The organism is Lentilactobacillus parafarraginis DSM 18390 = JCM 14109, assembly GCF_001435895.1.
Taxonomy (GTDB): domain Bacteria; phylum Bacillota; class Bacilli; order Lactobacillales; family Lactobacillaceae; genus Lentilactobacillus; species Lentilactobacillus parafarraginis.
Genome location: NZ_AZFZ01000137.1, coordinates 1 through 2,204, shown reverse-complemented (window position 1 = coordinate 2,204; position 2,204 = coordinate 1). Strand labels below are relative to the sequence as shown.

Genomic DNA, 2,204 nt, shown 5'->3' with positions numbered 1-2,204 from the left:
TGTCAACGCCGATGTGAAAATGTCGTTTTTTGCCGATTAAAAAATGCTGTTTTTTACCGATAAAGTTTACAGTGTCTCACTGCTCCTTTCTTTATTTTGTGCGTTGAAACCTGATAAATCAGGTCCGGAATTATCCTTCTTTTCAATTAAATGATCTTTCATTCGATATGATCGACCAGTGATTCGGATAACTTTAGCGTGATGAACCAAGCGATCTAAAATGGCGTTAGCTAACATCTTATCTGAAAAGGTGTTTCCCCACTTAGAAAGCGGAATATTAGTGGTGATAATGGTTGATTTCCGTTCGTATCGTCTTTCAATTAACTGAAAAAACAGCTTAGCGCCCACTGACTCAATTGGAAGATAACCAATCTCATCAATGATTAGAATTTGAAAACGGGCATACCGGCGTAGCACTTCTTCGCTCCGGCCTTGAACTTGTGCTGTTTGAAGCTTGTTGATGAGGTCGCTACATCGAATAAACTGCGTTGAAATTCCTTGTTTACACCCTTCAATTCCAATGGCGGTGGCTAGGTGAGTTTTACCGACACCGGAGGTGCCGATAAACAAAACGTTTTGATTCTCTTGAGTGAATCTTAGTGATCCCAAGTCCTCAATTATCCCTTGGTTAATTCCCGGTTGATAACTAAAGTCAAAGTCAGCTAACGTTTTTTCATATGGAAAGCGGGCTAGTTTAATTCTCAAATTAATCTTTTTTTGTTCCCGGTATTTAAGCTCAGCCGTTGTCAATTCGAATAAGGCATCACTCAAGGACTTGGGTGCTTCATCTTGATGATCCAATAGGTAGCCTAAATGTTCGGCGAAACGATCTAACTTTAATTGTCTAAGGTTGGTGTATAAAGCTTGGTAATTGGCCATTTTCTCACTCCATTTCATCAAACATCTTCAGGTTTCGGTCGACGTAATCATCAATGACTCGGTCATCACGATTCTTATAAAGGTCTGATCGGACAATCTCTTCCATGTCATCGCGAAGGTAAGTAAATCTTTTCAGTGAAATAGGGTGAGAACGAATTAATTCTCCGTTATAATAAATGTATAGAGTATTGTCATCGTGTTTAATTTGTACGGTTTCGTCAATATATCTTATGGGGACGGAGTATTTCCGATTTTGAAAGACAATCATTGATTCCTTGCTAACTTTCCTTGCGATGGTTTGGCTGGCATAGGCATCGAGTAAGTCGTGATCAAAATCATGGAGATACTCTTTTTCTTTATCAAGCAATAAATAAGGCGGAATTTGAGTCGCCTGAGACTTCTCATGATTCAGCTGATCACACGTCAAATGGACGATCTCGGCTAAGTCTAGTGGCTCTTCAAACTCGTGGTTGTAAACTTTGATTCGCTGAGTAGTTCTGGCCAGCGCCTCAACCTTTCCTTTGGTTTGTGGCCGAAACGGTCGACAAGCAATTGGCTTGAAACCAGCGTCCTTAGCGTATTCAACGAAGGTTTCATTAAATACCGGCTTACCAAAATTACTTTTATGATGATCGACGACAACCTTTTGGTTGTCAAACCAGATTTCTTTCGGCACACCCCCGGTTGCCCAAAAGGCATTAGTTAAGCAATCAAAAAAGGTAATTTGGCTGCGACTGAAGGTAAATTGCATGTATTTCATTCGCGAGTACCCTAAAACATATAAGAAGATGTTGCCTTTGACAATCTCTCCATGCCGAGAAACCAACGTTAAATCTTCTTTCCAATCAACCTGGGCTGAAAGCCCTGGCGAGGTTTCAATCCGGATAGTGGCTTTTTTCGTTGCGGCTTTTCTGATGGTTCGACAATAGTCTCTGAGAATACTTTGCTTTCCTTGATAGCCACGTTCTTTGATAAAGTAATAAATTGCCGTTGCCGAACAGCCTTCTAGAACCTTTTCTTCAATCGTTTTTCGATAATCGTCAAGTTTACTCGGCCGCCGTAAGGGTTGTGACTGCTCATCTGGGGGCGTAAGCCCTAAATTGTAGTATCTTTTTACCGTTCGTGGATCAACACCGTATCGCCGACCAATTTCAGCGAAGTTGGGCTTTATTTTGTTCATAATATATTGCTGGACACACTGCTCAACATCTAAACGCATTTCAGTTCCTCCAAATTTGAGATGCGTTTATTTTACCGTAAAAAAATGTTGGAAAACCGACATTTTCTAATCGGTATTTTCCAACATTTTACAACCGTTGCTGACA

The 2,204-nt window shown here is 40.6% G+C and carries 2 protein-coding genes; both read right to left on the bottom strand.

Translation table 11 applies throughout. The features are described 5' to 3' along the window. Nucleotides 1-66: 66 nt before the first annotated feature. Nucleotides 67-879 (bottom strand): IS21-like element helper ATPase IstB, encoded by an 813-nt coding sequence (gene istB, locus FD47_RS14230; RefSeq protein WP_053359344.1) that lies wholly within the window; start codon nucleotides 877-879, stop codon nucleotides 67-69. Nucleotides 880-883: 4 nt separating this feature from the next. Continuing rightward, complete coding sequence (gene istA, locus FD47_RS14225) at nucleotides 884-2,098, bottom strand: IS21 family transposase (RefSeq protein ID WP_056980825.1); 1,215 nt, start codon at nucleotides 2,096-2,098, stop codon at nucleotides 884-886. Nucleotides 2,099-2,204 lie beyond the last annotated feature (106 nt).